Origin of the sequence: Nocardia rhamnosiphila NBRC 108938, from assembly GCF_000720425.1 — a bacterium.
Taxonomy (GTDB): Bacteria; Actinomycetota; Actinomycetes; order Mycobacteriales; family Mycobacteriaceae; genus Nocardia; species Nocardia rhamnosiphila.
Window position 1 is genome coordinate 508,766 of record NZ_JOAJ01000005.1, and the last position, 23,359, is coordinate 532,124.

Genomic DNA, 23,359 nt, shown 5'->3' on the forward strand with positions numbered 1-23,359 from the left:
CGAGGGTTCCGAATACATCGCCGGGGCGGGCGCTACCGCCATCGCGACGCCCTGACCACAGCGAATACGATCACCGACCTGGCGTGGGGGCCGCGCACGGCACGGATTGCGGCAGCGTACCGTAGGGCCGCCCACTCTGCAGGAATCCGCTTCCGGTGGTCGAATGGGCTGTCCGATTCATTCCGGAGGGAGAAATATGGCCGTGCTGCAGGGCCACGGTAATCCAGGCGACGACGCGAGCGGTGTGAGCGATCCGGGTGCCGGCCCGGAGAAGCTGAGCCGCCAGCTGGCGAACCGACATATCCAGCTGATCGCGATCGGCGGCGCGATCGGCACCGGTCTGTTCATGGGCTCGGGTAAGACGATCTCGCTCGCCGGCCCCTCGGTGATCCTCGTCTACATGATCATCGGCTTCTTCCTCTTCTTCGTCATGCGGGCGATGGGGGAGCTGCTGCTGTCGAACTCCGGGTACAAATCGTTCAGCGATTTCGCCGGCGATCTGCTCGGCCCGTGGGCGGGGTTCTTCACCGGCTGGACCTACTGGTTCTGCTGGGTGGTCACCGGTATCGCCGATGTGGTGGCCATCGCCGGCTACGTGTCCTACTGGTGGGCGGATCTGCCGCTGTGGATACCCGCGCTGGTCTGCATCGTTGTCCTGTTGGTCCTCAATCTGCCCACGGTGCGCGCGTTCGGTGAGACCGAGTTCTGGTTCGCGCTGATCAAGGTGATCGCCATCGGCGCGTTGATCGTCACCGGACTGGTGATGGTGATCACCGGTTTCACCGGTGACAGCGGTACCACCGCCTCGCTGGCCAACCTGTGGAACGACGGGGGTTTCTTCCCGACCGGGCCCATGGGTTTCGTGGCCGGATTCCAGATCGCGGTCTTCGCCTTCGTGGGTATCGAACTGGTCGGCACCACGGCGGCCGAGGCCAAGAATCCCGAACGTACGCTGCCGCGCGCGATCAACTCCATCCCGGTGCGCGTGCTGCTGTTCTACGTCGGCGCCCTGATCGTCATCTGCGCGGTGACCCCGTGGCGGGAGGTCTCGGCCGACGAGAGTCCGTTCGTGGCGATGTTCTCCCTGGCCGGGTTGGGTGTCGCGGCGAGCGTGGTCAACTTCGTGGTACTCACCAGCGCCACCTCCAGCGCGAACTCGGGGATCTACTCCACCTCGCGGATGGTGTACGGCCTGGCCGGTGACGGGGACGCTCCCGCCTTGTTCGGGAAGCTGTCCCGGCGCAAGGTCCCGGCCAACGCACTGCGTTTCTCGTGCGCGTTCCTGCTGATCGGGGTGGTGCTGCTCTACGCCGGACAGTCCATCGTCGAAGCGTTCACCGTCGTCACCACCATTTCGTCGCTGTGCTTCATGTTCGTCTGGACGATGATCCTGGCCAGCTACCTGGTCTACCGGAAGCGGCGGCCGCATCTGCACGCCGCGTCGACGTTCAAACTGCCGGGCGGTGTACCGGCGGTCTGGGCGGTGCTGGCCTTCTTCGTGTTCCTGGTCTGGGCGCTCACCCAGAAGAGCGACACCCTGCAGGCCCTGCTGGTGACCCCCATCTGGTTCGTGGTGCTGGGCGCGGCCTATCTGGTGGTGCGGCGCAGTCCGCACCATGCCGTGCTGCGCGAGCGGCATCGGGAGAAGGTCCTCGCCGAAAACGCCGCGTTGCACTGAGCAGAGTTCATGGCGTCGGCTCCGGCGCCGCGGGGCCGGGGTCCTCGTGACCCCGGCTCTTCGCTCCGGCGTTTCGGAACCCGGGCTGCGAACCCCGGCCATCCGGAGAATGTGTTCTCGAACGGATTCATCCGCCGGAAGCGATCCGGAATGCCGGCAGCGACAGGGCCACTGGTTCGGCCCGGCTGCCGGGTGCGGGGATGCGTTCCAGGACCCCGCCCGCGAAGACGTCGTAGAGCGGCAGCGTTTCCAGGTGGACGTAGCCGATATGACAGTCGCAGAACGCGCGCGGGCACGGTCGCGGTCGCAGGGCTCCGCGGAAGGAGCCGTCGTAGAGGTTGCCCAGGGGTTCCTTCACGAAATGACAGCGGTGCACGGTGCCGTCGCCGTCGACCGAGAGGACCGAGGCCCCGGTCCGGCAGGCCCGGCCCAGGGAGTGGTGCGGGTCGCGGCTGAAGGGGAACAGGGGGTCGAGCGCGGTCCAGTCGGCGGCCTCGGCATCGGTGTAGGTGTGGTCTTCGGCGGCGTTGATCCACAGATAGATGTGCTCGGGGAGGTCGGCGCGCAGTCGGCGCGCGTGTTCCAGGTGATCGGGCAGGCCCACCACCCCGACGCTGAACCGGATACCGGCCGCGGCGAGGTCTCGTGTCTTACCGAGAAAGCGCTGGTAGGGCGTTTGTCCGGGATGGTAGGTGCACCACAGCGCGACGGTGTCGCGGTCGGCCTCGCCGAGCCACTCGGTGCGGCAACTCAGATTGGTCTGGATGGCGACCCGGCGGACCCCGGGTGCCCGGGAAAGGTCGACCAGCGCCCGCCGGTACCAGGATCGGGCCAGGCCCTCGCCCCAGGGGGTGAACAGCACCGAGAGCCGGTCGTCGCGCTGCTCGTGCACCCAGACGGCGAATCGGTCCAGCGCCGCGCGATCTGCGCGCAACTGGTCACGGCTGTCCCGGCGCTTCGCGAAAGGACAGTAGGGGCAGTCGTAATCACAGGAGGCCAGCGGCCCGCGATAGAGCAGGGTGAGGTCCACCGCCGTCACCGCGGTTCGTATTCGGCCATGGCCGCGCGGACGGCGGCCGAGAAGAACTCGGGACCGATCGCGTCGGAGTAGGCCAGGCCCTCGGGGGAGAGCCGCACCTGCGCGGGTCCGGTGTCGGCCAGCCAGCCGCGTTCGGCGAGCCGGGCCAGTTCCACCGGGAAATCGGTGTGTGGGTCGGTGCCGAAACGGGCCCGATAGTCCGCGACCGGCAGGCCGTCGGCCTGCAGTATCGACTGGAGCAGATGTCGGCGCCGGGCTTCGTCCGCATCGATCACGCGGCCGACGACGGCCCGGTCGAAATCCGTGGTGGCGGTGTAGCTGTCGATGATCGCGCGGACTTCCTGCGTCGAGACCGCATAGTCGAACGAGTAGTGCAGGTTCCGGGTGTAGGAGCGGGCCCCGCAGCCCAGGCCGATCATGCCGTCGGTCTGGCAGGAGTAGTCGTCGGGGCCCGGCGCGGGTGCGTCGATTCGGCGGAACATGCGCATGGACCGCTGTTCGTAACCCTGGGCGAGCAGATGGTCCCGGCCCTCCCGGTACAGCCGCAGGCGCTGTTCGTCCCACGCCAGGTCCGCGGCGGCGCGGTCGCGGCGGGACAGACCGGTGAGCGGGCGCACGTACAGCGGGTAGAGGTAGATCTCCTCCGGCCGCCAGGCCAGCGCCGCGTCCAGTGAGTACCGCCAGCTCGCCGGAGTCTGGCCGTCGATCCCGTAGATCAGATCGATATTGAGTACGTCGACCGCGGTGTCACGGATCCGGGCGAGGGCGGCTTCCACCTCGGCGCGCCGCTGGGGCCGGACAGCCGCGCGGGATTCGTTCTCGTCGAAACTCTGGACACCGAGACTGATCCGGGTCGCGCCGCGTCCGGCGAGTACCGCGAGACGGTCGGCGGTCGCGGTGGCGGGGGAGGTCTCGACCGAGAACCCGATAGCGGCCAGGTCGGCGCCCATGACGCGCTCGGCGATATCGCAGAGCCGGATCAGTTCGCCGGCCTCCAGGAATGTGGGTGTACCGCCGCCGAACGCGGCATTGGCGAAGCGCGGGCTGTGCTCGGTCCCGAGGCACGTGCGCACGGTTTCGGCCTGGCGGGTGAGGGCATCGAGGTAGCGGGTGCTGAGGTCGCCGGGGGCGCCGACCCGCGTGAACAGATTGCAGAAACCGCAGCGTATCTCGCAGAACGGGATGTGCAGGTACAGCGAGAGCGGATCGCGGGGCTCACCCGCCCATACCTCGCGCAGGGTGGGGCGCGGTGCCAGCGGGCGGTAGGCCGTCTTGTGCGGATAGGCGTAGACGTAACTCTGGTAGGGCCGCGGTAAACGGGTGAGAGTGCTGGTCATACGGGGTCCTCGGAACGGTCGTGCGCGGACCCGCCGGGGTCCGCTTCCAGGAAGAAATGGGCGTAGGGCACCGTCCACACGGATTCGTGCCCGAGCCGGTGCCCGGTGTATCCGTCCTCGCCGTAGGCGGTCCCGTGATCGGAGCAGACGATCGCGAAACAGCGCCCGCGGGCGCGCAGGGCATCGAACAGGGGCGGGATGTGGCGATCCACGTAGCGCAGCGCCGCGGCATGCGTTTCCCGGGTGTCACCGGACTCCCGGGTGGCACCGGGCAGATGGAACCAGTTGGGCTGGTGCAGGGCCGACACATTGAGGAAGAGGAACAGGCGCCGGTCCGCGGGCGTTTCGGCGATCAATCGGCGCGCGCATTCCACCTGCGCTTCGAACGAGGTCGGCGCGGCGACGGAGAAGTCCGGCTCCCAGTAGCTCTCGGTGAAGAGCCCGGGCAGGGTGCTGCCCAGCGCGCCCTGTTTGTTGAAGAAACCCACACCGCCTACGCAGACGGTGCGATAGCCGAGCGCGGTCAGCGCGGTGGGCAGATCGGGCTCGTCGAAGACGAAGGTCCCGGGGGTGGTCGTCTCGCTACCGGCGAATCGAGCGGCGAACAGGCGGGGATGCGGACCGGGTGTGGTGGGGGTGGGCAGGAACCCGGCGAACATGGCCTGATGCGACGCATAGGTGAAATTGCCCGGTGCGTGGCGCTCTTCCCAGGCGCCGTCCGGCAGCGCCGCGGCGAGATTCGGTAGCCGGCCCGCCGCGGTCTCCGCCACCGCCACGTCGTAGCGGAGGGTGTCGAGGGTGAGCAGGAGCAGATCGTCCCGGCCGACCACCTCGTTCATATCAGGCCGGTACATGCTCGTCCTCCGGTGCGAATGCGGTGCGCACCGCACCGTACCAGCGCGGGGCCGCCGCGATCTGGGCCGCGTAGGTGTCCATCCCGACCGCGGGCGAACCGGGTAGACCGGTGACCCGGGGCAGCAGATCGCCGAACGCGTTCACCTCGCCGACCACGAATTCCCGCCAGTGCGCGGTGGGCAGCAGATCCACTCCGACACAGAGGGTGCGCGGAAAACACGCGGCCGTCCGCTCCGCCAGTTCGAGCGCCCGGGCCCAGTACTCGCCGGCCGCGGCACGCACCGCATCCGGATCGCCGCGCTCACCGCCGAGGTGCAGATTGGTGATGGGCACCGCCGAACACCGCGCGACCAGATGCGTCGCCCGCCCGGCCACGACCAGGATCCGCAGATCACACGACCGGCCCCGCAGCGCGGACTTCGGTATCCACTGTTCGATGTGCAGGCCGTCCGGGGCGAGCCGGTCCACGATCGCGGCGATTTCGGACTCGGCGTGGTAGCGGCGCACGCGCAACGAATTGTGCAGGGCGCCGGAGGGACCGACCTCGACCGAGGTCGTGGCGCGGAGCCGCCCCGCGGAGTGTGTTTCCAGGGCGAGCACCCCGGAGGCCGACGAACCGTGCGCGATCTTCACGAACACGCGCGCCAGGCCGGCCGCCCGCATCCGTGCCCGCAGATCGCCCCAATCACGTACCGGTGTGCCGGGCCCCGAGGTGGGTGAGGCCGGCACGGGCAGGCCCGCGGCCGCCAGCCGCGCGTGGCACAGTCGTTTGTCGAAGAGCACGCCCAGTTCCGCGGGATCGTCGAGCGGGCAGCCGCCGCGCAGCGACGCGACCGCCGCCGCGAAACCGGCGTACCAGCGTCCGGTTCCCTCCACCCGGGTCGGATCGGTGACCCCGCGCAGGACGCGATCCACCTCGGCGTGTTCGCCGGGTGAATCCAGCCGTACCAGTTCGTCGTCGGCGAAGCCGTGCCCGCCCTCGCGCAGTACGTCGAGCCACTCCACCACGCGCGGTGCGGGCAGCCCGGCCGCCACCACTGCCGCCCGGAACGACCGGACCCGCCGGTTCTCCCCGTTACCGACCACTACCCAGCGGTACCCGCCGGAGCGTGCCGGTGCCGCGGAGGTCATTCGCCGATGGAGACGTAGCGCCACACTTCGCCGTTGTGTGCGTGGGTCTCGGCGCCCCCGGAATCCAGATCGAGTCGGACCTTCGGGGACAGGGTGTCGCGCAACCGGTCGCGAATCTCCTCGCTGAGGTAGTTGTGGTGCAGGTCCAGCCGTTCCAGGTGGGTGAGCGGCTGTCCGCCGAGCAGGGCGGCGGCACCCGCATCGGTGAGGATCCCCAGCGACAGATCCAGGCTCTCCAGCCGCGCCACCACCGGGGCGGCGGCCAGGGCGGCGCAGATGTCGTCCTGGATCTCGCTGTTGCGCAGGCCCAGATGCCGCAGCGCGGGCAGCCGGTCGCCCGCCAGGACCGGCGCCAGATCGGCGACCTCGGCATCGCCGTTGTAGTTGGGTGTACCCAGCCACAGCTCGAGGTGGGTGAGGGCCGGGAAGTCGCCCGCCGCCACTCCCCGCACCACCGTCGCCGGCAGGCCACCGGTCTGGATGGTCAGCTTTTCCAGCCGTTCGTGCCGGACGGCCGGGAAACTCAGCTCTTCCGAACCCCGCACCACGAATTCGGTGAGCTCGGGGAAGGCGTCCAGTAGATCGGTGACGCGGCCCTGGCAGATCCAGGAGATCTCGTTCTCCTCCTGGGTGATATCGCCGAGGAACAGCGCGCGCAGCGCCGGGAACCGATCGCGGGCGGCAACGAGCCGTTCTATCACCGCGTCCACCGGCTCCGCGCTGTCCTCTTCGATGTCCACCCAGGACCCGACCACGAAGGCCCGGACGCGGGTGGTGTCCACGAGATCCAGGAAGCGGTCGAACAAGTCGGCCCAGGATGCCTCCGAATCCCAGCCGATCCGGCCCACCCGCCAGGCCACCGAATCCACCGCGGGGTGGTCGAAGCTCGTGGCGTCCGCGTGCTCCGGTGCCACGAGGCGCTCGGGGAAGTCGAATACCGGCAGGCCGCCGAATTCGGACAGGTGGTCGTCGTTGATCATCGAGTGTGCCTTTCCGCGACCGGGTCGTCCCCGGGTGTCGCGATCGTTCTACCAAGACCGGCCGACACCCGCGGGCCGGGTGCGCCGCTCACTCGCGGCGGGCAGTCCGCCGAGTTCCGCGAGATGCTTTCCGATTGCCATGACGCCCTCTCGGCCGTGTCGATGACGAGAAGTACCAGCGTCCGATGACCTGTGGGCGACAGCGCCGGCCCGGGCGCCCGGGTGGCGGGCGCGCCGAACCTGTCGGTCCGCGGCGCTATGGTCCCGGCATCACACGGCGCGAGATCGCCGTCACGGGAGGAAATCACATGTATCGCCAGGGAGATGTCCTGATCGTTCCGGTCGCCGGGGGCGCGGTCGCCGAGGCCGCGGCCACGTGGCGGCCGGCCCGCCGGGACGCCCGCGGCCGGATGGTGCTCGCGCTCGGCGAGGTGACCGGTCACGCGCACGCCATCGCCGCCCCCGGCACGCTGTTCCCCGACCCGCACCGCTCGGACGGCATGGTCCTGCACCTGCCCGAGGGCGCCCGGCTGGTGCACGAGGAGCATTCCGCGATCACGTTGCCCAAGGGCTGGTACCGCGTGGTGCGCCAGCGCGAATACGTACCGGGGTCGGTGCGCATCGTCGCGGATTGATTCCGGCCGCCGAAACCACGACACGAGAACAGGATCGAGACAACTGTGACCGAATACGCCGAGTGGCGGGCTCTTTCCGCCGCGACCGGTCCGGGCGATCGGGCAGCCGCCGAACGAGGGGTGCGGCTCGCCTACGAACGGGCCGGTCTGCGCGCACCCGAACGAATCCGCTGGGCCCGCTCGCCGTGGGAAGCGGTGCGCATGCTGTCGGAGGAGGTCTTGCCGGGGGAGGCGGGCGCCTCGGTCCGGGAGCGGGTACGCAGTGCTCCTTGGGCCGCCGAACGCGACCGGTTGCACACCGAACTGGGCGCCCGCGAATTCGCCCGGCACTGGCAGGCCACCGGTGCGAGGCTGTGGGATCTCACCGAACCTGTCGTGAGCCGCATCCGAGACGGCGTGGTCGCCGCGATATCCCCAGAATCGGCAGCATCCGCCGGGGAGCCGGGAACCGCCCGTCCGGCGGGACGGGAAGAACTGCGGGCCCGGCTGTTGCTACTGGACGCGGTGCTGGGGCAGCACGACGCGGCCTGGTTGTGTGCCTTCGACACCGGTGCCGGTACCCCGTTGGAAGGGCTTGCCGCGGTGGCGCGCGAGGCAGGCTGGTGGTGGCCGTACGAGAAGCTCGCGGTCATCAGTGAACGGCCCACCGCGCTGTCTCGCGACGAGGCCGGCCGGCTGGACCGCGGCGACGGGCCGGCGGTGGGTTACTCCGATGATTTCGCCCTGTACGCCTGGCGGGGGATGCCGGTACCCGGCGAATTCATCGCCGAGCTCGCCGCGCTCACCGCCGACCGCATCCGCGACGAGGAGAACGCGGAGCTGCGCCGGGTGATGCTCGAGTTCTACGGGTACGACCGGTACCTGTCGGAATCGGGTGCCGAACCCGTCCAACGCGACGAGACCGGAATCCTGTGGCGGATCCCGCTGACCGGCGACGAGGACGTCGTCATGGTCGAGGTGGTCAATTCGACGCCCGAACCGGACGGCACCAGCCGCACCTATTGGCTCCGGGTGCCCCCGGCGACCCGCACCGCCCGCGAGGGCGTCGCGTGGACATTCGGCGTCTCCGCGGCGGACTACGAACCGCTCGTGCAGACCTGATCGGCCGGATCTGGAACAATCGCCCCCGTGACCGACGCCGCGACCCCGACCCACGACGATCCCGGCACCGGCAGCCGATGGGCCGGTTTCCTACGCTGCCATCTGCCGATGGTCGTGGTGGCGGTGGTGGTGCTGATCGCCGTGGTGTTCGTCGCGCAGGATCGCTGGCGCCGTGGCGCCTTCTTCTTCGGCGGCGCGACCCTCATCGCGGCCGCGTTCCGGCTGTGCCTGCCGACCGCCCGGGTCGGCCTGCTCGCGGTCCGCGGCAAACCGTTCGATGTGGGCGCGCTGACCCTGCTGGGCGGCGCCGTGATCTTCCTCGCTGCCACCATCAACACCCTCGGCGTGGGCTGACCGGGCCGGCCGCCCCGGCCGGCGCTCAGCGTCCGGCGCGGGCCAGGTTCATCGTCTGGGCCAGCAGTTTGCCGATGGCCGCAGCCTCGGTGAGGAAGGCATCGTGGCCGTCCCGCGAGGAGATCACCTCGAAATGCCGGCAGCCGGCCAGCCCGTCGGCCAGTTCCTGCTGGGTGTGCAGCGGGTACAGCCGGTCGGAATCGATACCGCCCACGATGCACGGCACCTCGGCGGCGGCCATCGCCGCCGCGATCCCGCCGCGGCCACGGCCGATATCGTGCCGGTTCATCGCCTCGCTCAACAGCACATAGGTCGCCGGGTCGAAACGCCGGCCCAGTTTCTCGGCCTGGTACTCGAGATAGCTCTGCACCGCGTACCGGCCGCCGTCCCAGGGGTCCTCGCCCTCCTGCGGGCTGTTGGCGAACCGGCTGTCCAGTTCGACCTCGGTGCGGTAGGTGAGGTGCGCGATCCGGCGCGCGATACCCATTCCGGCCATCGGCGCGCGCCCGGTGCCGTGGTAGTCGCCGCCCTGCCAGTCCGGGTCGCTGGTGATCGCCGCGATCTGGGTGCTCTGGGTGCCGATCTGGTCGGCGGTGGCCCGCGGGCCCACCGCGAGGACCAGTGCGGCGGCCAGGCGCTGCGGCGCGAGCAGCATCCATTCGAGGACGCGCATACCGCCCATCGAACCGCCGATCGCCGCGGCCAGCCGGGGCACACCGAGCCGGTCGAACAACTTCAGTTCGGCCGCGACCTGGTCGCGGATGGAGATCCCCGGGAACCGCGAACCCCAGGGTGCGCCATCCGGTGCGAGCGAGGCCGGGCCGGTGCTGCCCTGGCAGCCGCCGAGGACATTGGTCGCCACCACACACCACTCGTCGGTATCGATCGGCGCCCCCGGGCCGACCATCCCGTTCCACCATCCGGCCTGGGGGTGGTCGTCGTCCGGGTCGCCCGAGACGTGGGAGTCACCGGTCAGCGCGTGCTCGATCAGGACGATGTTGTCCAGGGCCGGGGACAGTTCCCCCCAGCGCTGCACGGCCAGCCGGACCTGCGGCAGCCGAGCGCCGTTCTCGAGGGTGAGTTCGCCGATATCGACGTATCCGAGGGTGCCGTCGGGCGGCGGTAACTGGGCCACCGGCCGAGCGGTGGTCGATTCGGTGCCCACGTTCACGTGAGCGATTCCGCTGAACCGGCGAACGGTACTGATGCCCGGAGCGTATGAATCGCCGCTGTGGATCCGGCGGTGCGGGCGCGGAGACCGCCGGAGGCGTCCGCCGGTCGCCGGCGGATAGCTCCGGCAGCGGTCGCACCACGGATACTGTGATCGCTCATATCGTGCTCCAGAAAATGGGGGATTTCTCGTCGAGTCGTGAGAACGCCGCGGTCAACGCGACCAGTACCGGCACAAATCGACGACCTCCTGACGTGCGCTTGCTCCCGGCTCCCGGGAGCCAGGTCATCACCCGGAGCACCCCACCGCAGCAGGAGGGTTGCCGGCCAGCGAGCCGGGGCTTGGTGCTGACACTCATGACCTGCCGAACATCGTAACCGGGCACCGATTCGGATCGAAATCGGCATACGTGCCGACCAGGTAATCTTGTGGCGTGTCTCACCTATGTGAGATCTCACGAACGGGGCTGGCTGCACCGTGAGACCGCCACAAGCAGTACGCTCGTCTTGGTTACACCAGACGTCTCGTGGACAACGCGGGATGTATACGTTGTCTGTTGAACAGCTGGGGTCCGCTCACAAGCGTGTTCGCCTGGCCGTGCAATGAGGGCACCAGTCTTAGGAGGACACGAAGATCCATGTCCAAGATCAAGGTTGAAGGCACCGTCGTTGAACTCGACGGCGACGAGATGACCCGGATCATCTGGCAGTTCATCAAGGACAAGCTGATCCACCCGTACCTCGATGTGAACCTCGAGTACTACGACCTCGGCATCGAATACCGCGACAAAACCGACGACCAGGTCACCGTCGACGCCGCCAACGCCATCAAGCAGCACGGTGTCGGCGTCAAATGCGCGACGATCACCCCCGACGAGGCCCGCGTCGAGGAATTCGGCCTCAAGAAGATGTGGCGGTCGCCCAACGGCACCATCCGCAACATTCTCGGCGGCACCATCTTCCGCGCGCCGATCATCATCTCCAACGTTCCGCGCCTGGTACCGGGCTGGACCAAGCCGATCATCATCGGCCGTCACGCCTTCGGCGACCAGTACCGCGCCACCGACTTCAAGGTTTTCCAGGCCGGCACCGTCACCCTCACCTTCACCCCCGAGGACGGCAGCGAGCCCATCGTGCACGAGGTCGTGCAGATGCCGGAGGACGGCGGCGTCGTGATGGGTATGTACAACTTCAAGAAGTCCATCGAAGACTTCGCGCGCGCCTCGTTCAACTACGGGCTGCAGCAGAACTACCCCGTCTACATGTCGACGAAGAACACCATCCTCAAGGCCTACGACGGCATGTTCAAGGACACCTTCGAGGCGGTCTTCGAAGCCGAGTTCAAGAGCCAGTTCGCGGCGGCCGGGCTCACCTACGAGCACCGGCTGATCGACGATATGGTCGCCTCCTCCATGAAGTGGGAGGGCGGCTACGTCTGGGCCTGCAAGAACTACGACGGCGACGTGCAGTCCGACACGGTCGCGCAGGGCTTCGGATCGCTCGGCCTGATGACCTCGGTGCTGCTGACCCCGGACGGCCGGACCTGTGAAGCCGAGGCCGCGCACGGCACGGTCACCCGGCACTACCGCCAGCACCAGCAGGGCAAGCCGACCTCGACCAACCCGATCGCGTCGATCTTCGCCTGGACCCGCGGCCTCGAGCACCGGGGCAAGCTGGACAACACCCCCGAGGTCATCGGTTTCGCCCAGACCCTGGAAGATGTGGTCATCAAGACCGTCGAGGGCGGGCAGATGACCAAGGACCTCGCGGCGCTGGTCGGCGGGGACCAGGGCTACCTCACCACCGAGGAGTTCCTGGCCGCGCTGGACGCCAACCTGGCCCGCGCCCTGAGGTAGGACGCCCCACCTTGTCGATGCCCCTGCCCGTGATGGGTGGGGGCATCGCCATGTGTGGCGGGGTGGCCCAGGGCGGGGCGGGGTGGATTCACGTTGGGACTCGGGTGGGGGCTCGCTCGCCAAGGCGGGACGTGGGGGCTTGTCCGTGAACGGTCGAGGGAGTGCCTGGGTCCGGAGTCGTGATTTCCCGGTTTCGGTGCCGTGTTCGCCGAGAACTGGCAGGGTGTCAACAAGGCGGATGCGACGGTGTGTCCGCTCGGTGGTTTACACCGTAATGCTGCTGGTGATTCCGGAGGACGACGATGTTCGAATGGTCCGATACCGACCTGATGGTCCGCGACGCTGTACGGACGTTCATCGATAAGGAAGTGCGACCCCACCTGGACGCATTGGACAGCGGGGAAATGCTGCCCTATCCGATCCTGCGCAAGCTGTACGCGGATTTCGGTATCGGCGCCATGGCCGAAGAGGCCCTGAACAAGCAGCTGGCGGCTAGGCAGGCGGCTGCCGACGGGGCGGAGAAGCCGGCCGCGGCGGACAAGGACGGGTCCGGCGGCGGTTTCGATCAGCAGACGATGATGGCCGTGCTGACCAGCGAACTCTCCGGCGTCTGTATGGGTCTGTGTAGCTCGCTCGGGGTGAGCACCGGACTCGGCGGCGCCACCATCCTCTCCCGGGGCACGCTCGCCCAGCAGCAGCGATGGGTGCCCGATATCGTCAGTCTCCGCAAGATCGCGTGCTGGGCCATCACCGAACCCGATTCCGGATCGGACGCGTTCGGCGGGATGAAGACCTACGTGCGACGTGACGGTGAGGACTACATCCTCAATGGTCAGAAGACGTTCATCACCAACGGTCCCTTCGCCGACACCTTGGTCGTCTACGCGAAACTGGACGAGGGCGACGGCACCCCGTCCCGCGACCGCAAGGTGCTCACCTTTGTGCTCGACGCGGGGATGGAGGGGCTCACCCAGGGCAAACCCTTCAAGAAGATGGGCCTGCACGCCTCGCCCACCGGGGAGCTCTTCTTCGACAACGTCCGTCTCGGCCGCGACCGGTTGCTCGGCGAAACCGAGGAGCACCGCGGCGGCGACGGCCGGGAGAGCGCCAAATCCAGTTTCGTGGCCGAGCGGGTCGGCATCGGGTTCATGGCCCTGGGTGTGATCAACGAATGCCTGCGCTTGTGCACCGATTACGCCCGCAACCGGAAACTGTGGGGCCAGGAGATCGGCCGCTTCCAGCTCATCCAGCTCAAACTTGCGAAGATGGAGGTCGCCCGGATCAATGTGCAGAACATGGTGTTCAACATCATCGAGCGCGGGCGGGCCGGTAAACCGCTGAGCCTTTCGGAGGCCTCGGCCGTGAAGCTGTACTCGTCCGAGATCGCGACCGAGGTGGCGATGGAGGCGGTGCAGCTGTTCGGCGGTAACGGCTACATGTCGGAATACCGGGTGGAGCAGCTGGCTCGCGACGCGAAATCACTCATGATCTACGCGGGCAGCAACGAGATCCAGGTGACGCACGTGGCGAAGGGCCTCCTCGGAAACTGAGACTCGACCGGCGCCGATTACACAGCGCGCAGGTGGTCGCGGCTGGCGTAGATGTGTTCGGCTATGAGATTCGCGATCCGGTCGGGCGCCTCCAGCATGGGCACATGCCCTGCCCGGTTGAGCATGATCCGGTCCGCGGCCGGCGGCAGCTCACGGAGGAACCGGCCACCGTGGGCCCGGGCCGGAAGAACCCGATCGGAATCGGCGAGGATCAGCCGGACAGGGGTCGTGATGTCGGACATATCCGCCAGCGACGGCCCGCGCAGCGTGCCGAGGGTGAGTGCGGGTAGCGCCGGGCAGTGCAGCGCGGCCAGGATCACCGCCGTGATATCCGCCCGGGAGACCGCCCGGGTGTCCTTGGTCAGCAGCTGGGCCATGGCCCACCGCAGGATCCGGCTCTCGGTCGGGAAATCGCCCAGCCGCCGGAGGATTTCGGCGAGCGGGATCATCGGCGCGATCTTGGCGGCGGCGCGGATCTGGAGCGGCGACGGGGTCTTCCAGCCGCCGGCCGGGGCGATCGCGGTGAGTGTGCGCGCCCGGCCGCGGCGGGCCAGTTCGAACCCCACCCAGCCACCCAGCGAATTGCCGGCGATATGGCAGGTCCGCCAGCCCAGATCGTCCAGCTGCGCTTCGACCCGGTCGGCCAGGGTGGCGGCGGAGTACCCGCCATCGGAGAACTCCGGCCCGCCCCAGTGCCCGGCCAGGGCGGGAGTGAAGACCTCACAGCGGGCGGCCAGGAGGGTGGCGGTCCGCTCCCAGCAGTGCGGTGAGAGCAAAACGCCGTGGAGCAGCAGCAGCGGAGCGCCTGAGCCCAGGTGCAGAGCCTCGACCGGCTCGGGCATTGCGGTTGCGGAGGTGCCTGACATCGATGTCGTCACCCCTTCCTGGCAAGTAGCGGTGACTAGTCATTGTACGGTCGATCGGTGCCGTACATCCTTTCCACTGTCAATGTCAACGGGGTCCGGGCGGCCGCGGGCAAGGGGCTGCTCGCCTGGCTGGCCCGAACCGAGGCCGATATCGTCTGCCTGCAGGAAACGCGTGCCGACGATGCCCAGGTGGCCGCCGCGCTCGCGCCCGCACTGGACGACGGGTGGTCGCTGGCCCACGCCGAACCCGGTGCCAAAGGGCGGGCGGGGGTGGGGGTGCTGGCGCGGCGTCCGATGCGATCGGTGCGGATCGGGATCGAACCGGACAGCGAGTTCGTCACCACCGGCCGCTACCTCGAGGTCGAGTTCGACGAGGTGACCGTCGCGAGCGTGTACGTCCATACCGGAGAGGCGGATACGCCCCGGCAGGACGAGAAGTACCGGTTCCTCGACGAACTCGCCGCCCGGATGTCCACCCGCACCGATGCTTTCGTCATCGCGGGCGATTGGAATATCGCGCACACCGAACGAGACCTGAAGAACTGGAAGGGAAACCTGAAGAAATCCGGTTTCCTGCCCGCCGAACGGGCCTGGCTGGATCGGCAATTGGCGGCCGGATACGTCGATGTCGTCCGGGAACTTCACCCGGAGGGCGACGGTCCGTTCAGCTGGTGGTCGTATCGTGGGCGCGCGTTCGACAACGACACCGGCTGGCGGATCGATTACCAGCTGGCGACACCGCAGGCCGCCGAACGGGCGAAGCAGGCGGTGGTCGAACGTGCCGCGACCTACGCGGAACGCTGGTCGGACCATGCTCCGGTGACAGTCCAGTATCGATGAAGGGGTAGTCGTGCGTGCGAAAGTTGTGAAGGTCCTGTCGGCGGTGGGCGCGGTGCTGGTGGCCGTCGTGGTCGCTCTGCTCAGCAGTCAGGGCGGGGACGACAGCGGTTCCACCGCCGCGGCGGCACGGTCGGAGACGGCGGCGGCCGCCACATCGGTCGCGCCGAAGCCCGCACCGGGCCGGACCACGGCGTCCGATGCCCCGGTGGTGTCGAAGGTGGCCGGGGTCCCCGACCGTGCCTACACCACACTCACGGAGATCGATGCCGGACGCTGGCCCGATTCGGCGAACGCGCCGGGCACCAAAGGCGGTGTCCCCTTCGGAAACCGGGAGGGCCGGCTGCCCGTCGCGGACTCCGTGGGCAAGGGGATCGAATACCAGGAGTGGGATGTGAACCCGAAGAAACCGGGGCAGTCCCGCGATGCCGAACGCATCGTCACCGGCAGCGACGGCTCGGCCTGGTACACCGGTGACCACTACGACACCTTCACCAGGATGCGCTGATGGCCGAATCCGTGCTGCTGGCCGATTTCCTCACCCTTGCGCACCACGAATCGTCGGCCGGCGCCGCACCGCCGGCCGTGGGAGTGGCGACCGTGGACGCCGCCGAGTTCAGCCGGGTGCGCTACGGCGCGCCCGCCGGCTACCGGGTGCGCGAAGTCCGCGGCAGCCGGATGCGCACGGTGGCGGCGTTGTTCGACGAATTCGCGGCGGCGCTGCAGTTCCCGTACTACTTCCGGCCGAACAAGGACGCGTTCGACGAATGCCTGTTCAACCTCGAGGACCTGCTCGGGGACGCCACCGGCTATGTGGTGGCCGTCCGAGAGGCCGAGCAGTTGCTCGCGGACGCACCTGGGGAGCGGGAGTGGTTCGATTCGGTGCTCGCCGAATGCGCGGAATTCTGGACCTCGCGAGAGGTGGCGTTCCGGGTCGTGCTGCAGGGGGCGCCGGAGGGGCTGACCGCGGTTCCAGTCCGCGTCTGATTGCCTCGCGGCGGCAGGTTCAGTTGCCGCGGTGCGCGAAATCCTCACCGAGCAGGACGAAGACGTCGGTGGTGTAATCGATCAGCTCGTCCCGGCCGATCGGCAGATCACCGCGCACCCAGCCGGTCAGCGTCTGGACCAGCCCGCCCACCAGATAGGTGGCCCGGAAATCGATCACCGGGTCCGGCGCCGGGTCGGTGACCCCGTAGAACTCGATCCCCTCACTGGCCACCAGCCGGGCGAAAACCCGGATCGTCTCGGTGGTGCGCGCCCGTAACTGCGGGGTCGCCATCGCGGCGACCATGGTGACCTCGGTTTTGCGGGGATCGTCGGTGAGCAGATGGATACCGGCGGTGATGGCCGCGTGCGCCTTGGCCCGCGAATCGTCACCGGCGGTCTGCAGGGCCGCCGCGATCGCGATCACCAGTTCCTCGGCGATACCGTCGACCAGCGCGGTGAGCACATCGTCCCGGCTGCTGAAACTCTCGTAGTAGTAGCGCTCGTTGAGCCCCGCCGCCGAGCACATCCCGGACACGGTGAGCTTGTCCAGTCCCTGGGTTCCGATGATCTCCAGCGCCGCGTCCAGGAGCGCGGACCGTCGTTGGGCCTGCCGTTCCTCCGCGGACAAACCGCCATAGGTGCGCTGCGCTGCCATAGCCCGAGTTTATTGGTCCGCGCCGGGTGAGCAGGTGCCGGTCGTGCGGTGCAATCGGCTCACCGCAACCCCCCGCCGGCGCCGCCTCCTCACCGCCACGGAAACCGCCGCAATTTGGGAACACCTCTTGCCAGAAATGCTCGAACTGGTGGATGCTATTGCCAGATGCGGGTGCGCAGTGCTCGACGTGGAGCGGACCAGGAGGCTGAGATGGCCGTGGACACCGGATACTTTTCCGACGACTCGATGATCAGGCGGGTGATGCGGAAACGCGCTGTAGGCCTCACCTACGGGCTGCGGGCGCTGGTGATCGGCGCGGTGAACCCCCTGCTCTATGTGGGGACCGCCGAATCGACCGAGCATCGCGACACCCCCTACACCCGGCTCGCACTCACCGGGAAACTCTTCGAAGCCGTCTTCTTCGGCAGCCGGGAGGACGCCGACCGGGCGCTGGAGTTCACCGGGAAGAAGCACGCGAAGGTGCGGGGCCGGCTACCCGAGGACGCGGGGGCGCACCACCCGGCGGGGTCGGCCTACTCCGCCTACGACCCGCATCTGAGCTTCATGACCATGGCGTTCACCTTCGAATCGGCCGAGGTCATGTACGACCTGCTGGTCCGGCGGCTCAGCGATACCGAACGCGAGGACCTGTACCAGGACTATGTGCGCTGGGGTGAGCTGTTCGGCATGCCGCGGGAGGCGGCGCCGGCGGATTACCGGGCGTTCCGGGCGTACTTCGACAGCTACCTGGCCTCCGACGAGCTGTTCCTCACCGACGAGGCCCGCAAGGTGGGCAACTATCTGTCCGGGCACACGGTGCCCTACCCGCAGCGTGCGCCGGGCCGGCAGGTGAGCTCGGCGTACTACCTGCTGGTCCAGGGCAGCCTGCCGGGGCGGATCCGCGAAATGTACGGGATCGAGTGGAAACGTACCGACGAGATCGCCTACCGCGGGCTGGCGCAGTCGGTGCGCAATGCGCACAGCGTGCCTTCGGTGCTGGTACCGCGGCCGGTGAAAACCGCGCTCAACGGGCCGAGCGCACCGGTGTACCGGCTGATCACGAAGCAGGAGCAGCGGCTGGCCCGAGAGGGGAAGCGCAGTATGCCCGGGATCGATCCGCGTCCGCACGGGCGAGTCAGGCCCGGAGGCGGTAGCGCAGCGTAACCACGTAGGGCCCTCGCCAGTGCCCGATGGATACAGCGGGCGGAGCGAAATTCGGCTTGAGCCACATGCCAAAATCATGGGCATGTCCAGTCCTGCGCAGACCCCGGCCGCCGGGGAACGTAAACAGCGGGTGCTTTCCGGTATCCAGCCGACCAGTGCCTCGTTCCACCTCGGGAACTATCTCGGTGCCCTGCAGTACTGGGTCAATATGCAGGACGAATACGACACGCTGTACTTCATCCCGAATATGCACGCGATCACGGTGGCGCAGGATCCCAAAGAACTGCGCCGCCGCACCCGGGTCGCCGCGGCGCAGCTGCTGGCGCTGGGTATCGACCCCCAGCGCTCGACCCTGTTCGTGCAATCGCAGGTGCCCGAGCACGCCGAACTGACCTGGGTGCTGAATTGCCTCACCGGCTTCGGCGAGGCGAGCCGGATGACCCAGTTCAAGGACAAGTCGGTGAAACAGGGGTCGGAGAACACCACCGTCGGCCTGTTCACCTATCCGGTGCTGATGGCGGCCGATATCCTGCTCTACCGGGCCCACCAGGTGCCGGTGGGGGAGGATCAGCGTCAGCATCTCGAGCTCACCCGCAACCTCGCCCAGCGGTTCAACACCCGGTTCAAGAAGACCTTCGTGGTCCCGGAGGCCCATATCGTCAAGGGCACCGCGAAGATCTACGACCTGCAGGATCCAACCGCGAAGATGAGCAAGTCCGCGAGTACGGACGCGGGTCTGATCAATCTCCTCGACGATCCCAAGGTGACGGCGAAGAAGGTGCGCTCGGCGGTCACCGATACCGAGCGCGAAATCCGCTACGACGTCGAGCACAAGCCGGGTGTCAGCAATCTGCTGGTGATCCTGTCGGCGCTGACCGAGACGCCGATCGTGACGCTGGAGAAGGATTACGCCGGCCGCGGGTACGGCGATCTGAAAGTCGACGTCGCCGACGCACTGGTCGAATTCGTCACGCCGCTTCGTGCGAAAGTGGAAGAGTACATGGCGGATCAGGGTGAACTCGATCGCATACTCGCCACGGGAGCCGAGCGTGCGCGCGAGATCGCCGGCAACACTCTCGCACAGGTTTACGACCGGGTCGGGTTCCTGACCCACTGATATCGGTCCGCGGCCGTGCGTGTGGCGATGAGGGGCGCGAACAGTGCAGGTGATCGACAACGGCAAGGCCGCAGTCCAGCGCATGATCGGACAGCGGCCGTGGCTCGACCATCTGGTGCGCGCGGCCGGTAGATATCAGAGTCAGCGCGGCGACTACTACGCGGCGGGCATCACGTATTTCACTGTGCTGTCCCTGTTCCCGCTGCTCATGATCGCCTTCGCCATCGCGGGCTTCGTGCTCGCGGGCAACGCCGACCTGCTGGGCGAACTGCAGGAGAAGGTCGTCGAGAACATCCCGGGCGAGATGGGGGATCAGCTCAACGATCTGATCGACCAGGCGGTGAACTCGCGCGGGACGGTGGGTGTGCTGGGTCTGCTCACCGGGTTGTACTCCGGTCTCGGCTGGATGGCGAACCTGCGCAAGGCGCTCACCGAACAGTGGGAGCAGCCCTCGGACGAGGACAACTGGCTGCGCACCAAACTGTCGGACCTGGGTGCGCTGCTGGGTCTCTTCCTCGCCCTGGTGGTGTCGCTCGGGTTGTCGGCGGTGGCGTCGAGCCGGCTCGGCGTGCAACTGCTCGAACTGGTGGGGCTCGACGAGATGCCCGGGGTGCGCTGGCTGCTGTGGCTGCTGTCCACGGTGCTCGCCATGGTGTCCTCGTGGGCGCTGTTCGCCTGGATCATCGCCCGGCTGCCGCGGGAGCCGGTCACCCTGCGCAGTGCATTGAAGGCGGCGGCGCTGGCGGCGGTGGGCTTCGAGATCTTCAAGAACATCGCCGGGATCTATATGCGGTCGGTGTTGAACAGCCCGGCCGGTGCCGCCTTCGGCTCGATTATCGGCATCATGGTGTTCAGTTATGTGGTCTATCGGATCATTCTGTTCGCCACGGCCTGGGCGGCGACCGCGCGCGAGAACGAGCAACTGGCCTCGGTGCCGGTCCCCGCGCCGGCGCTGATCCGGCCGCGAATGGACAGCGGCCGGCCGGGGTTCGCCGGCGGTGCCGCGCTGTTCGGCGCGGGCGCGCTCGCCACATTGGGAATAACCCGGTTGCGTCGCCGCCGGCGCGACTGAGCGGCGCGCCCGGACGCGTGTGGCGCGCGTGAGTCGGCGGAGCACCAGCTGTTCGGCCGTATTTCACCTCGGCGGCCCGGGCCCGAACGGCGGGCGGCCGGTGGGCGACCTATGCGAATACGCCGACGCAGAACCGCCTCTTTTGCGCGGGATCACGCGGTCATAATCGCCCGGGGAAGGTACGTACGTATATCCGGGGATAAGTGCCTACGCACCGGAATGCGGATATTTCGGCTCGCGTGACGGATGTTCCGGGGCGGCCCTTGTCTTATGGTCCGATTCGAGGCAGCTCGATACTCGGAAATTTACCGGGGCGCAGAGCATTTGGCATGCTGCCGAGTAGAGGAGGACCCGGTGGATTCCGAGGCGTCGACCCGGCATCCCGCACCAGAGGTGGTGCGCCCGGCGGATTCGAGGCGGAGTACCCGTTGGCCGTCGCGTTAGCAGGCAAGCGGAAACCACCGACGTTTCCCGCGGAAGTATGGATCATTTCGATCACCACCTTTCTGAGCAGGTCGGTCGGCTTTCTGGCGCTGTTCTCCACGGTGTTCTACAAATCGATGGGGTTGAGTCCCTCGGCGCTGACCCTCGCATTGTTCGCGGGGGGTTTCGCCGGTGTACTCGGCTCGGTCGCCGGCGGCTGGTTCGCCGCCCGTTTCGGATCCACCGATGTGCTCATCGCCGGGTCCTTGCTCAATGTTCCGCTGCTGTACATGCTCGGTATGTCGACGAATGATCCGGTACCGGCCATTGTGTTGGCCTCGCTGAGTGTGGCGTTGACGCAATCGTTCTCGGGGCCGGCGGCGGCGCTGGTGACGGGATCGGCCTACGAGGGAAATACCGTCACGGTGGTCGCTTTCCACCGCATTTTCCTCAGCAGCGGTGTCACGGTGGCTCCGATCATGGTTTCCGCGGTGGGCGAGCACAACTTCTCGATGCTGTTCTTTCTGTCCGCGCTCGGTTCGGCGGGTACTGCCGCGTTCCTGTTCTCCGAGCGCGCCAGACTCCGGGGTGCCGAGGCACTGGCGGCGGCCCGGGAACGAAACGCACCCGCGCCCGATCTCGTCTCCGATTCCGCCACGGCGGTATCGTACGACCCGTCCCGCGTATCGCGGCTGTGGGCGGTGGTCGTGGTATTCGGCGCGGCCATGGCGGTCTACGCGCAGAGTATGAGTGGAATTCCCCTGTCGGTCGGGAAGATTTCCGACGGTGGTCAGCTCTACAGCGTGCTGCTCGTCATCAATTCACTCTTCATCATCTTCTTCGAGCTGCCGATCAGTACGTTGACGGCCAGGCTGAAGTGGAACTACGCGCTGGGGCTGGGGATCTTCGTCACCGGGCTCGGGCTCGCCGTCTGCGGCGCCGGCTCGAGCTGGACCGTGTGCATTGTCGGATTCGTGCTCTTCTCCCTGGGCGAGGCCATATTCATCCCGCAGGCGAGCGCTTCGATAGCCAATATCTCGACACCTTCGGAGAACCCCAGATACCAGGGATACCTGTCGGCCGCCCAGTCCTTCGGTTTCGCGGTGGGCCCGGGCCTCGGCGCCTTCGGGGTGCTGCACGACAGCGCGCTGTACTGGACGCTCGTCATCCAGATCTCGTTCGCCGCGGGTGCGGTGGCGGTAGTTGCAGGAATGTCCAAGGACAGGAGTTCGGTTCATGTCGGATAATTCGGTATTGATCGTGGATCCCGTGAGCTCGGGGAAGCTGTATCCCCGCGTGCTCCAGCGGTACGGGATCGAACCCATCCTCCTGGATACCGATCATGCGCTGGTATCGGAATTCCGTACCGTCCCCACTCCGGGGGCCCTGGATTTCGCCGCCGATCTCGGTAATTCGTATGAGGCGCTGCTGCGTATGTGCACGGAGCGGTCGGTCGCCTATGTCATCGCCGGGTCCGAACCCGGTGTCGAATTGGCCGAGCGGCTACGCGCCGATATTCCGGGTTGTCCGGGCGGTGAGACGGTGCTGCCGCAGCGAAGATGGGACAAGCAGTACATGTTCGAGGCACTGGCCGCCGCCGGGGTGCCGACACTGACCACCCGGGCCGTCCCCGCGGGTCACACCGCCGTACCGGCCGAAGCGGTGGCCGAGCTACGCGCGGGCCGCAAGCTGGTGGTGAAACCGGCCCGGGGCGCGGCCTCTGTCGGCGTCCGGCTGGTCGAGACCCCTGGCCAGCTGACCGAAGCGGTCACCGCGATTACCGACAACGCCGGACTGTTCGGCGGTGCCTCGGCCGCTCTCATCCAGGAGATGTATCCGGGCCCCCGGGTGGAATACGCCGTGGACACCTTCTCCACCCCGGCCGGACACGAACTCGTCTGCGTCACGGTGTATGACAAATGGGTCTCGGAGTCCGGTGATTTCATCTACGAGAAGGGCCGGTGGCTCGACCACGACGACCCGATCGTGCGGGAGCTGGCCGAGTACGCACGGCGGGTGCTCGATGCCCTGGGTATGCGGATCGGGCCCGCGCATATGGAGATCATGTCCGGTCCGCTGGGGCACCGGCTGATCGATTTCGGGGCGCGCGCCCACGGCATCGGTCACCCGCAGCACACCCATGTGCTGACCGGTACCTCGCAGATCCATCGCGAGAGCGAATACATCGCCGAACTCTTCGGCATGCGCGCGCCGGCCGAACGTGGCGGCGGCTATGTACTGTCCCGGCACGGTGCGCTGGTGCTGCTCAGTGTCGAGCGGGAGGCCCGGTATCTGGGCGGCGCCGAGGCGGAACTGGCGGACCTGCCCGGTGTGCAGGAGGTCCGGATGGCGGCCGAGCCGGGGAAGACCTATCCGGCGACCAAATCCATGATGGATTCGGTGGCGCTCGGCCTGGTGTTCGTGGTCGCGGACAGTGCCGACGAACTGGATTTCCGGTGCACCGAAGTGCGCAAGCGGGCCGGCGACTTCTTCACCACGGATTGAACTCAGGCCGGCCGGGGGCGGTGAGGACCCCCGGCCGGCGCTATCGG

Annotated in this window: 22 protein-coding genes and 1 riboswitch; of the genes, 14 read left to right on the forward strand and 8 right to left on the reverse strand. The window is 67.8% G+C overall.

What is annotated here, in order from left to right:
- Positions 1–205: 205 nt before the first annotated feature.
- The gene (gene cycA / locus IG75_RS0119940; protein ID WP_373863773.1) at positions 206–1,678 is read left to right on the forward strand and encodes a D-serine/D-alanine/glycine transporter; all 1,473 of its coding nucleotides are present in this window, start codon (positions 206–208) and stop codon (positions 1,676–1,678) included.
- A 127-nt stretch (positions 1,679–1,805) separates the two neighbouring features.
- Here cycA and IG75_RS0119945 read toward each other — a convergent pair whose 3' ends face one another.
- Genes IG75_RS0119945 through IG75_RS0119965 form a run of 5 tightly spaced genes read right to left on the reverse strand, consistent with a single transcriptional unit; the run spans position 1,806 to position 7,020 of the window.
- Complete coding sequence (locus tag IG75_RS0119945; protein WP_245713326.1) at positions 1,806–2,717, reverse strand: STM4011 family radical SAM protein; 912 nt, start codon at positions 2,715–2,717, stop codon at positions 1,806–1,808.
- On the reverse strand, positions 2,714–4,054 hold the full coding sequence (locus tag IG75_RS0119950) for an STM4012 family radical SAM protein (protein WP_030522559.1): 1,341 nt from the start codon (positions 4,052–4,054) through the stop codon (positions 2,714–2,716). The genes IG75_RS0119945 and IG75_RS0119950 overlap by 4 nt, the downstream gene beginning before the upstream one ends.
- Entirely contained in the window at positions 4,051–4,893 is an 843-nt protein-coding gene (locus IG75_RS0119955) for an STM4013/SEN3800 family hydrolase (RefSeq protein WP_030525858.1), read from the reverse strand. Before IG75_RS0119955 ends, IG75_RS0119950 begins: the two co-directional genes overlap by 4 nt.
- Before the next feature lies 1 nt (position 4,894).
- The gene (locus IG75_RS0119960) at positions 4,895–6,040 is read right to left on the reverse strand and encodes an STM4014 family protein (RefSeq protein WP_051714737.1); all 1,146 of its coding nucleotides are present in this window, start codon (positions 6,038–6,040) and stop codon (positions 4,895–4,897) included.
- Positions 6,037–7,020, reverse strand: a complete 984-nt coding sequence (locus IG75_RS0119965; protein ID WP_030522556.1) for an STM4015 family protein — start codon at positions 7,018–7,020, stop codon at positions 6,037–6,039. The genes IG75_RS0119960 and IG75_RS0119965 overlap by 4 nt, the downstream gene beginning before the upstream one ends.
- Positions 7,021–7,328: 308 nt before the next feature.
- On the opposite strand from IG75_RS0119965, the gene IG75_RS0119970 reads away from it, so the two are divergent.
- The 3 genes from IG75_RS0119970 (at position 7,329) to IG75_RS0119980 (ending at position 9,110) form a co-directional block, all read left to right on the forward strand.
- On the forward strand, positions 7,329–7,655 hold the full coding sequence (locus IG75_RS0119970) for a hypothetical protein (protein WP_030522555.1): 327 nt from the start codon (positions 7,329–7,331) through the stop codon (positions 7,653–7,655).
- 45 nt (positions 7,656–7,700) lie between these two features.
- A complete protein-coding gene (locus IG75_RS0119975) occupies positions 7,701–8,756 on the forward strand; it encodes a DUF6745 domain-containing protein (RefSeq protein WP_030522554.1) in 1,056 nt (351 codons plus the stop codon).
- 108 nt (positions 8,757–8,864) lie between these two features.
- Positions 8,865–9,110 carry a DUF3017 domain-containing protein gene (locus tag IG75_RS0119980; protein WP_081877005.1) on the forward strand — a complete coding sequence of 82 codons (246 nt, stop codon included), beginning with the start codon at positions 8,865–8,867 and terminating at the stop codon, positions 9,108–9,110.
- Between the two features lie 25 nt (positions 9,111–9,135).
- On the opposite strand, the gene metX is transcribed toward IG75_RS0119980, so the two are convergent.
- Positions 9,136–10,281, reverse strand: a complete 1,146-nt coding sequence (gene metX, locus IG75_RS0119985) for a homoserine O-acetyltransferase MetX (protein WP_030522552.1) — start codon at positions 10,279–10,281, stop codon at positions 9,136–9,138.
- 251 nt (positions 10,282–10,532) lie between these two features.
- Positions 10,533–10,643, reverse strand: a riboswitch (SAM riboswitch).
- Positions 10,644–10,918: 275 nt separating this feature from the next.
- On the opposite strand from metX, the gene IG75_RS0119990 reads away from it, so the two are divergent.
- Together IG75_RS0119990 and IG75_RS0119995 are read left to right on the forward strand one after the other, a co-directional pair.
- The gene (locus IG75_RS0119990) at positions 10,919–12,136 is read left to right on the forward strand and encodes an NADP-dependent isocitrate dehydrogenase (RefSeq protein WP_030522551.1); all 1,218 of its coding nucleotides are present in this window, start codon (positions 10,919–10,921) and stop codon (positions 12,134–12,136) included.
- 302 nt (positions 12,137–12,438) lie between these two features.
- Positions 12,439–13,686, forward strand: a complete 1,248-nt coding sequence (locus tag IG75_RS0119995; protein ID WP_030522550.1) for an acyl-CoA dehydrogenase family protein — start codon at positions 12,439–12,441, stop codon at positions 13,684–13,686.
- Between the two features lie 17 nt (positions 13,687–13,703).
- Here the strand turns inward: IG75_RS0119995 and IG75_RS0120000 are convergent, their stop codons facing one another.
- Positions 13,704–14,528 carry an alpha/beta fold hydrolase gene (locus IG75_RS0120000; protein WP_030522549.1) on the reverse strand — a complete coding sequence of 275 codons (825 nt, stop codon included), beginning with the start codon at positions 14,526–14,528 and terminating at the stop codon, positions 13,704–13,706.
- A gap of 81 nt (positions 14,529–14,609) precedes the next feature.
- Between IG75_RS0120000 and IG75_RS0120005 the strand changes: the two genes are divergently transcribed.
- From IG75_RS0120005 to IG75_RS0120015, 3 genes are read left to right on the forward strand one after another with little or no spacing between them, the layout of a single operon-like run.
- A complete protein-coding gene (locus IG75_RS0120005; RefSeq protein WP_030522548.1) occupies positions 14,610–15,392 on the forward strand; it encodes an exodeoxyribonuclease III in 783 nt (260 codons plus the stop codon).
- 10 nt (positions 15,393–15,402) lie between these two features.
- Entirely contained in the window at positions 15,403–15,897 is a 495-nt protein-coding gene (locus tag IG75_RS0120010) for a guanyl-specific ribonuclease (RefSeq protein ID WP_030522547.1), read from the forward strand.
- Positions 15,897–16,376, forward strand: a complete 480-nt coding sequence (locus tag IG75_RS0120015) for a barstar family protein (RefSeq protein ID WP_030522546.1) — start codon at positions 15,897–15,899, stop codon at positions 16,374–16,376. The genes IG75_RS0120010 and IG75_RS0120015 overlap by 1 nt, the downstream gene beginning before the upstream one ends.
- A gap of 19 nt (positions 16,377–16,395) precedes the next feature.
- Here the strand turns inward: IG75_RS0120015 and IG75_RS0120020 are convergent, their stop codons facing one another.
- Complete coding sequence (locus IG75_RS0120020) at positions 16,396–17,031, reverse strand: TetR/AcrR family transcriptional regulator (RefSeq protein WP_030522545.1); 636 nt, start codon at positions 17,029–17,031, stop codon at positions 16,396–16,398.
- Between the two features lie 210 nt (positions 17,032–17,241).
- Here IG75_RS0120020 and IG75_RS0120025 point away from each other — a divergent pair, with 210 nt between their 5' ends.
- The 5 genes from IG75_RS0120025 (at position 17,242) to IG75_RS0120045 (ending at position 23,312) form a co-directional block, all read left to right on the forward strand.
- Positions 17,242–18,195 (forward strand): oxygenase MpaB family protein, encoded by a 954-nt coding sequence (locus IG75_RS0120025; protein ID WP_051714740.1) that lies wholly within the window; start codon positions 17,242–17,244, stop codon positions 18,193–18,195.
- A gap of 82 nt (positions 18,196–18,277) precedes the next feature.
- Positions 18,278–19,312 carry a tryptophan--tRNA ligase gene (gene trpS, locus IG75_RS0120030; protein ID WP_030522543.1) on the forward strand — a complete coding sequence of 345 codons (1,035 nt, stop codon included), beginning with the start codon at positions 18,278–18,280 and terminating at the stop codon, positions 19,310–19,312.
- Between the two features lie 43 nt (positions 19,313–19,355).
- The gene (gene yhjD, locus IG75_RS0120035) at positions 19,356–20,384 is read left to right on the forward strand and encodes an inner membrane protein YhjD (protein WP_030522542.1); all 1,029 of its coding nucleotides are present in this window, start codon (positions 19,356–19,358) and stop codon (positions 20,382–20,384) included.
- 428 nt (positions 20,385–20,812) lie between these two features.
- Positions 20,813–22,054 carry an MFS transporter gene (locus IG75_RS0120040; RefSeq protein WP_030522541.1) on the forward strand — a complete coding sequence of 414 codons (1,242 nt, stop codon included), beginning with the start codon at positions 20,813–20,815 and terminating at the stop codon, positions 22,052–22,054.
- Positions 22,044–23,312, forward strand: coding sequence for an ATP-grasp domain-containing protein (locus tag IG75_RS0120045; RefSeq protein WP_030522540.1), 1,269 nt, complete (start codon positions 22,044–22,046; stop codon positions 23,310–23,312). Before IG75_RS0120040 ends, IG75_RS0120045 begins: the two co-directional genes overlap by 11 nt.
- The last annotated feature ends 47 nt before the right edge of the window (positions 23,313–23,359 follow it).